Raw genomic sequence first — 6867 nt, 5'->3', positions numbered from 1 at the left:
CCAAGTCACCAGGTTGCACAAAGCAATGTCCAGTGCAGGTTCCGGTGCTCACATATGCCGCTAATGTGGCAAAGGCGTCTTTTATTACTTTTTATTACTTCGCTGCGCCAGCTTCCTTTGCTCCTGGAACTTCTAGCAACTTTCCTGTTTCTACTTCATATACAAAGCCGTGAATTGGAATGTTCTTTGGAACCAATGGGTGACGACGGATGCGCTCCACATCTTCAACAACTGCCTTGTTGCGATCTGCAATTGTTAGCCAGTCGATATATGCAGCTTCCTCTGATCCAGGACCCTTGCCGACATCATAGAAACCTTGCTCACCAAGGGCTGCAGTCTCAAGACTCTTTGACAGTAGTCCACGCATGATTTCATCGGTGAAGAACTCCATGCCACAGTTGCTGTGGTGGATTACAAACCACTCCTTTGTGCCAAGCAGCTTATAGGAAATCACAAGTGATCGGATTGCATCATCTGATGCGCGAGCTCCAGCATTACGAATAACGTGAGCATCTCCCTCAGAAAGACCCGCATACTTTGCTGGATCTAGGCGAGCATCCATGCAGGTAAGTACTGCAAATTGACGAGCAGGTGGCAAAGCTAACTTGCCCTTTTCTCCAAAGCCTTCTACATACTTCTTGTTTGCATCTAAAACTTCATTTAGAACTGACATTAAGCAATCTCCGATTTCAGGTCTAACAAGAGTGGTTCTCTCGTTACGTGGAGGAAATTAGCAGCATGAAACACAAAAGAGAACTCAATAACTTCTCGCAGTTGCAAATCAGATGCAATTGGTTCTGCAAATTTTGAACTTTAGATTTACAATTCTCACATGCTAGGTGGAATCAATAATGGGCTGTTTCTGCAATCCTTTGGCGGCTTTGTGGGACTTGCCTTATTGATACTTGTTTTGAAGTGGGGATTTTCAAGTAACAGGAAAATGATCATTACTCCTATAAAGGCAGGTAAGAAAGATCAGTACGGATTACTAAAGCCGCTTCCAACCCCTAGTAATTACATTGAAGCTCAAATGGCACTGCAAAAGCTTGTTGATTCCAATATCAAGGCAACGCTCACGCAAACTCTAGATGGCCCGCAGTTAATGGTCTTTGAAAAAGACCTAGACACAGCCGCATCTGTTTTGAAATCCTAGAGATGCGCCTAAACCCAAGGTGTTCTAAGGTTTCCCCATGGAAAAAGTGAGAATCGATGAAGCAGCCCTTAAAGCTCGAGTTGGCGATCTTGCCTACGAAGTTTTACGCAACGCTGCTACTGAACGTCCCTTTACCGGCGAATACACCGATACTGAATTAGTTGGCTCTTACCGCTGCAAGGCATGTAACGCCGAACTGTTTAAGAGCGAGACAAAGTTTCACAGTGGTTGTGGATGGCCATCTTTTTACGCACCATCTTCAGATGATGCCGTTACATTGATTGAAGATCGCTCACTTGCTCCACGTATTCGCACTGAGGTTCGATGCGCTGCCTGTGATTCACACCTGGGCCACATTTTTAAGGGTGAGGGTTATGACGTCCCAACAGATGAGCGCTGGTGCATTAACTCTGTGGCTATGTATCTAGAGGAAAAGAAGTAACAGGTAAACCAAGATTTAACCTGACATTCACTTCGACTCATAAGGCCTCTACACACTCACGACGATAATTAAGGTGCTTCCCCAACCTTGTTCGGTACTAGAAGGGAAGTTGTCATGTCGTCACTAATTGATTTTCCAACTTGCTATGTATGCCGTTCTATTGAGTTGGAAATTGTTACAAATGATGAGTTTGGTCCCATGACCCTGTGCGGTGAATGCGGATACTCATGGATTGCTAAGTTCGAAGATTTCGAGCAACCAATCCTGCGCAGCGTAGCCTCGTAAGGTAGCTACCGTTAGTCGTGGTGGAAGTCTTCCCCACGTCCCTTTTTAAAGCGCTCTTTCTTAAATCGTTGGCTCATTCGTATCCAGCGAAGATACTCTACGAAGTCTTTTAGTTTTTTCACTAGACCAACGACCCTCGCATCTCAAAGGCCTGCGCAACGCGCTCTACTGAAACAATAAATGCAGCGGTGCGCAGGTCTACTGAGTACTTCTTGGAAACCTTGTGGACGTTTCCAAAAGCCTTCTCCATGCGCTGATCTAGTTCGCGGCGGAATTTGTCAATGGGCCAACTAAACTCTTGAATGTTTTGAGTCCATTCAAAGTATGAGCCCATAACACCACCAGAGTTAGCCAAAATATCAGGAACAATGAATACTCCTTGAGCGCGCAATTCGCGGTCAGCTGCGATCGTGATGGGTTGATTTGCACCTTCAATAATGAATCCGGCGTTGATCTTATCCATGTTACTTTCATTAATAACACCACCTAGGGCAGCTGGGATTAAAACATCGCACTTAATCTCAAGCACTTCGGCAGCCCCAATACGCTCTTCTGCCTGAACATCTGCCAGTGATTTCTCCTTAAAGATTGCTGCAATATCAATACCCTTTTTATCAACAATTCCTCCAGAAACATCGGAGATAGCGATTACCTTCATACCAAGTTCTTGACACACAAGTGCTGCATATCGTCCGACGTTTCCGAAGCCTTGAATAGCAACTATTGCGCCTTTAACTTTCACATCGTTTTTTTCTAAAGTTGCTGCCGTAATTTGTGCTACTCCACGACCTGTTGCTTCCTCACGTCCCGGTGCTCCGAACAGTTCAACTGGCTTGCCAGTTACACATGCAGGTTGGAAGCCTTCAAGTCTGTGGAACTCATCCATCAACCATGCCATCGTCTTTGCATCGGTTCCCATATCTGGAGCTGGGATATCACGATGGTGACCAAGTACGTGGACTAGGGAACGGGTCCAACGTCGGATGATTTCTTCTTTTTCGATAGGAGTTAGTTTTGAGGCATCGACTGCAACTCCACCTTTTGCTCCACCAAATGGAACATCAATCAGAGCAGTTTTCCATGTCATCAAAGATGCTAAAGCACGGACTTCATCAAGATCTACATCTTGGTGAAAACGGATGCCGCCTTTGCGTGGTCCGCGGGCGCTTGAATGCTGGACTCGATAACCCGTGAGGACTTCCACATCGTCGCCTCGACGAAGTGGAATAGAAATGACTACTTCTCGTTCACAACTACTTAAAGCAGAGATAACCCCGGGTTTAATTCCAAGAATCTCTCCTGCTTGGGCAACTTTTTCATTAACTTCGCTAAATGCAGATGATCCAGAATGTGTCATGCAAGGAGAATAGAAAAATTGTCTATAGCAAGAAAGGCCTTTTGGGTTTATTTCCTATGAAATCGGGGTGAACGACTCGCCCGTTAGGCGGGAAGTAGATCAGAAAGCAATGCCTCTACTCGTGCTTTAATCTCATCACGAATCACGCGGACCGATTCAATCCCCTGTCCCGCAGGATCTTCAAGCACCCAATCTTCATAGCGCTTACCAGGATAAAACGGACAGACATCGCCGCAACCCATTGTGATCACAGCATCCGATTCTTGGACAGCCTCTGGTGTTAAAACCTTCGGCGTGTTATTTGCAATATCAATTCCTAGTTCAGCCATTGCTTCAACTGCAATTGGATTGATTGAATCTTTTGGCGCACTTCCTGCTGAAAGAACTTCTACCCGACCTTGTCCAAGCTCACGCATGAACCCCGCCGCCATTTGCGAACGCCCTGCGTTGTGAACACAGACAAAAAGAACTGTTGGTTTATTTGTCACTCTTCAGACTCCTAGCAAGAAGTAAACCCATACCAGCGCCAATTAATTGCGCCAGAATAAATGCTGGAACCGAACTTAGTTCGATACCAGCAAAGGTATCTGAGAAAGCACGGGCAAAGGTGACTGCGGGGTTAGCAAAAGATGTAGAGGAGGTGAAGAAATAAGCAGCTCCGATCCATCCTGCAACAGCAAATGGAATGTACTTGCCACTCTTTTGAGCACCGACAAGTTGAATCACAAGAATCAGACCAGCTGTTGCAACAACCTCGCCAAGCCATAAGCCTGCACCTGATCGAGCATGTGCTGAGGCTTGAATCCCTGGAAGCTCAAACATTGCATTAGCGGTGATAACTCCAAGAACTCCACCGAAAACCTGGGCAATAACATAGAGAACTAGTTTCTTTGCTGAAAGGCCTTTGTTGAGAAAATCAACCAGCGATACGGCGGGATTAAAGTGTGCACCACTAATTGGTGCAAGCATTTGAATCAAAACAGCCAAGATAAAGACTGTTGCGATCGCAACGATGAGTAGCTGTAGGGCAACATCCTTAGTTAATGAGGTTGCCATGATTCCTGAGCCAACTACCGTGGCTGCAAGAACACCGGTGCCTACAAACTCTGCGATTAATTTATTAATTTTCATTATGAAACTGCGATGATGTCAACGACGAAGATCAAAGTTTCATTTGGTCCAATTGGGCCTGATCCGTTTGGACCATATCCCTTATCAGCTGGGATAACGAGCAAACGACGTCCGCCAACCTTTGCACCTGGTAAACCTTCTTGCCATCCTGCGATAACACCTGAGAGGGGGAATGTCGCTGGCTGTCCACCAGACCATGAAGACTCAACAAGTGCGCCATTTGACCATGTCATCAATGTGTAATGGACCGTCAAAGTTGAAGTTGGCAGAATTTCTGTGCCAGTACCAACGATGATGTCTTGTGTCTGCAATGTTGCAGGTGCTGCACCTGTTGGTGGTGTGATTGTTGGTGCTTCACCTGCGTTACCTGTTACCGCTGGCAATCCTGCTGCTGATCCTGACACTGAGTCATCTCCTCCGAATGTAGTAATTGATGCAAATGCAATTGCTGCTACGGCTAATACCGCAAATATTTTTACTAGAGTCTTCTTTGGCATTACTCTCCTCGTTATTCGATTTCGCCTATTAGTTTAAATTCCCCATCACCGATCTGACCCTGCGCGCGATAGAGCTCTAACTTGGCGCGGGTATCGGCAATATCAAGGTTTCGCATCGTTAATTGACCGATGCGATCTACTGGTCCAAAGGCAGCGTTTTCTGTGCGCTCCATTGACAGTTTTTCTGGGTGATAACTAAGTCCTGGGCCAGTTGTGTTGATGATTGAGTGATCATCACCGCGGCGCATACGAATAGTTACTTCACCTGTGACAGCAGATGCAACCCAACGCATGAGTGATTCACGAAGCATGAGTGCTTGTGGATCAAACCAGCGACCCTCATATAGAAGACGGCCAAGACGGCGACCTTCTGCGTGATAGTTAGCAATAGTGTCTTCGTTGTGGATTGCACTGATTAAACGCTCGTAAGCAATAAAAAGCAGCGCCATTCCTGGAGCTTCATAAATTCCACGGCTCTTAGCCTCAATAATGCGGTTTTCAATTTGATCTGCCATACCAAGACCATGGCGACCACCGACAGCATTTGCTTCCTTCATCAAGTCAACAACATCATCAAAAGATTTGCCATTGATAGCGACGGGGCGACCTTGAACAAATGAGATCTTTACATCTTCACTATCAATCTTTACCGCTGGATCCCAGAAGCGAACACCCATAATTGGTTGAACTAACTCAACTGAAGTGTCTAAGTTTTCAAGGCTCTTGGCCTCATGAGTAGCACCCAAGATGTTTGCGTCCGTTGAGTATGCCTTTTCGGTGCTGTCGCGATATGGCAAGCCATGTGCAACTAGCCATTCAGACATTTCTTTACGTCCACCAAGTTGTGTTACGAAATCTTGATCAAGCCATGGCTTGTAGATTCTTAAGTTTGGATTTGCAAGCAGGCCATAACGATAGAAACGCTCAATGTCATTACCCTTATAGGTTGATCCGTCGCCCCAGATTTCTACTGAATCTGAATGCATCGCGCGCACAAGCATTGTTCCTGTGACTGCGCGTCCCAATGGGGTTGTATTGAAATATTGTTTTCCGCCAGAACGAATATGAAAGGCACCGCAAGCAATTGCAGCTAGACCTTCTTCAACAAGTGCGCTCTTGCAATCAACAAGGCGTGAAATCTCTGCGCCGTATTCCTTTGCGCGCACTGGCACTGACTCAATATCTGGCTCGTCATACTGGCCAAGATCTGCTGTGTAGGTGCAAGGCACAGCGCCTTTGTCGCGCATCCAGGCAACAGCCACTGATGTGTCGAGCCCACCAGAAAAGGCGATACCTACTTTTTCGCCAACTGGAAGGGATGCAAGGACCTTGGACATGTGCCAAGTCTAACGGATGTTAAGAGTCGGAAGTTTCTTCTCTAATGCAGGAGTAACGCCCCACTGGGCCGTTATTTCGAGATATCTATCAATATCTATCCGCTCGGGCTTTGCATCTGTCTTGACTGCACGAATCATCAAATTGCGAGGAGTGTGTTCTCCTCCAACAAACTCAATGACCTCGACGCGGTATCCAACGATTCGTAACAGCTGAGCACGCAAAGAATCGGTCAAAAGGTCACCAAGGCGTTCTTTCATTAAACCAAACTTTGTGAGCGCTCCCCACGGCTCTGGCACGCTATCTATTTGCTTTTGAATATCATGATGACAACAAGGCGCAATCAACAAAAGCTTGGCTCTGCCGTTAACAGCCCATGCAATTGCATCATCTGTTGCGGTGTCACATGCGTGCAAGGCAATGGCCACATCTGCCATATCTGCCGTTGTCTTTGAAATCTCTTCTGCTTTGAAGTTAATTGTTTTTGTAATACCCAGTTTTTGCGCAATAGTGTTGTTGCGATCTCTTGAATCTGGACGAACATCAATACCTGTTACCAATACTGGGATTCCAGATTTCATCAGGTACTGATGGGCTGCAAAAGTTAAGTAGGCATGTCCACAACCAAGATCTGTAATGCGCAAGGGGTTTTGCTCAGTGGGTTTAT

Annotated in this window: 10 protein-coding genes; 3 read left to right on the top strand and 7 right to left on the bottom strand. The window is 46.2% G+C overall.

The features are described from left to right. Positions 1–94 precede the first annotated feature (94 nt). A complete protein-coding gene (locus tag AC9UEY_RS05435) occupies positions 95–673 on the bottom strand; it encodes a beta-class carbonic anhydrase (protein ID WP_509538850.1) in 579 nt (192 codons plus the stop codon). A gap of 267 nt (positions 674–940) precedes the next feature. Here AC9UEY_RS05435 and AC9UEY_RS05430 point away from each other — a divergent pair, with 267 nt between their 5' ends. From AC9UEY_RS05430 to AC9UEY_RS05420, 3 genes are all read left to right on the top strand, one after another. Then, positions 941–1153: a hypothetical protein gene (locus AC9UEY_RS05430; RefSeq protein ID WP_509538848.1), complete on the top strand. Its 213-nt coding sequence runs from the start codon at positions 941–943 to the stop codon at positions 1151–1153. A gap of 37 nt (positions 1154–1190) precedes the next feature. Next, entirely contained in the window at positions 1191–1595 is a 405-nt protein-coding gene (gene msrB / locus AC9UEY_RS05425) for a peptide-methionine (R)-S-oxide reductase MsrB (RefSeq protein WP_509538845.1), read from the top strand. 114 nt (positions 1596–1709) lie between these two features. Continuing rightward, the gene (locus AC9UEY_RS05420; protein ID WP_509538842.1) at positions 1710–1880 is read left to right on the top strand and encodes a hypothetical protein; all 171 of its coding nucleotides are present in this window, start codon (positions 1710–1712) and stop codon (positions 1878–1880) included. Positions 1881–2001: 121 nt separating this feature from the next. Here AC9UEY_RS05420 and AC9UEY_RS05415 read toward each other — a convergent pair whose 3' ends face one another. The 6 genes from AC9UEY_RS05415 to AC9UEY_RS05390 form a co-directional block, all read right to left on the bottom strand. Further along, entirely contained in the window at positions 2002–3237 is a 1236-nt protein-coding gene (locus AC9UEY_RS05415) for a Glu/Leu/Phe/Val family dehydrogenase (RefSeq protein WP_509538840.1), read from the bottom strand. An 83-nt stretch (positions 3238–3320) separates the two neighbouring features. Continuing rightward, complete coding sequence (locus tag AC9UEY_RS05410) at positions 3321–3725, bottom strand: arsenate reductase ArsC (protein WP_509538837.1); 405 nt, start codon at positions 3723–3725, stop codon at positions 3321–3323. Continuing rightward, positions 3715–4368, bottom strand: coding sequence for an aquaporin (locus AC9UEY_RS05405; RefSeq protein ID WP_509538834.1), 654 nt, complete (start codon positions 4366–4368; stop codon positions 3715–3717). Before AC9UEY_RS05405 ends, AC9UEY_RS05410 begins: the two co-directional genes overlap by 11 nt. After that, complete coding sequence (locus AC9UEY_RS05400; RefSeq protein WP_509538831.1) at positions 4368–4865, bottom strand: FKBP-type peptidyl-prolyl cis-trans isomerase; 498 nt, start codon at positions 4863–4865, stop codon at positions 4368–4370. Before AC9UEY_RS05400 ends, AC9UEY_RS05405 begins: the two co-directional genes overlap by 1 nt. 11 nt (positions 4866–4876) lie before the next feature. Beyond that, positions 4877–6202, bottom strand: a complete 1326-nt coding sequence (gene argG / locus AC9UEY_RS05395; RefSeq protein WP_509538828.1) for an argininosuccinate synthase — start codon at positions 6200–6202, stop codon at positions 4877–4879. A 9-nt stretch (positions 6203–6211) separates the two neighbouring features. After that, positions 6212–6867: class I SAM-dependent methyltransferase (locus tag AC9UEY_RS05390; protein WP_509538825.1), on the bottom strand; the 656-nt coding region annotated here is incomplete at its 5' end.

Origin of the sequence: Candidatus Planktophila sp. (genome assembly GCF_040402275.1) — a bacterium.
Lineage (GTDB): Bacteria > Actinomycetota > Actinomycetes > Nanopelagicales > Nanopelagicaceae > Planktophila.
Note: the sequence above shows the minus strand (reverse complement) of the source record. Positions and strands in the feature narration are given on the sequence as shown.

Excerpts from the sequence above, each read along its gene's own strand:
- AC9UEY_RS05415 (WP_509538840.1), bottom strand. The coding sequence starts at position 3,237 with ATGACACATTCTGGATCATCTGCATTTAGCGAAGTTAATGAAAAAGTT.
- argG (WP_509538828.1), bottom strand. The coding sequence starts at position 6,202 with ATGTCCAAGGTCCTTGCATCCCTTCCAGTTGGCGAAAAAGTAGGTATC.
- AC9UEY_RS05405 (WP_509538834.1), bottom strand. The coding sequence starts at position 4,368 with ATGAAAATTAATAAATTAATCGCAGAGTTTGTAGGCACCGGTGTTCTT.
- AC9UEY_RS05400 (WP_509538831.1), bottom strand. The coding sequence starts at position 4,865 with ATGCCAAAGAAGACTCTAGTAAAAATATTTGCGGTATTAGCCGTAGCA.
- AC9UEY_RS05430 (WP_509538848.1), top strand. The coding sequence starts at position 941 with ATGATCATTACTCCTATAAAGGCAGGTAAGAAAGATCAGTACGGATTA.
- AC9UEY_RS05420 (WP_509538842.1), top strand. The coding sequence starts at position 1,710 with ATGTCGTCACTAATTGATTTTCCAACTTGCTATGTATGCCGTTCTATT.
- msrB (WP_509538845.1), top strand. The coding sequence starts at position 1,191 with ATGGAAAAAGTGAGAATCGATGAAGCAGCCCTTAAAGCTCGAGTTGGC.
- AC9UEY_RS05435 (WP_509538850.1), bottom strand. The coding sequence starts at position 673 with ATGTCAGTTCTAAATGAAGTTTTAGATGCAAACAAGAAGTATGTAGAA.